At 42.5% G+C, this 391-nt stretch carries 1 protein-coding gene; it reads right to left on the reverse strand.

Features of this window, described 5'->3' with window-relative positions; all coding sequences use genetic code 11:
• Positions 1-391: magnesium transporter (locus ACFINO_RS10410; RefSeq protein ID WP_375655759.1), on the reverse strand; the 391-nt coding region annotated here is incomplete at both ends.

Raw genomic sequence — 391 nt, forward strand, 5'->3', positions numbered from 1 at the left:
GAATACCAAGAGATAGCCCTGCGGGAATTTCACGAATAATGACTTTCCACCAGTCCTTAAGCGTGAGTTCACGCAGAGCTAATGCACGAATAATAAGGGATGTTGCCTGTGAGCCAGAGTTTCCTCCTGAACTCATAATGAGAGGAATGAAAAGTGTAAGGATAATAGCTTTTTCAAGCTCCGCTTCGAAATATTGCATAGCGCTGGCTGTCAACATTTCGCCAACAAAAAGTAAAGCAAGCCAGCCCCCACGTTTTTTCATCATCCCTAAAAAGTTTATCTGCATATAGGGTTTATCGAGAGCTTCCATACCTCCAAATTTGTAAGCATCTTCACTCATTTCATCAACCATTGTATCAAGCACGTCATCGACTGTCGCAATACCAATGAC

It is taken from the genome of Bartonella sp. AA83SXKL, assembly GCF_042196965.1.
Lineage (GTDB): Bacteria > Pseudomonadota > Alphaproteobacteria > Rhizobiales > Rhizobiaceae > Bartonella.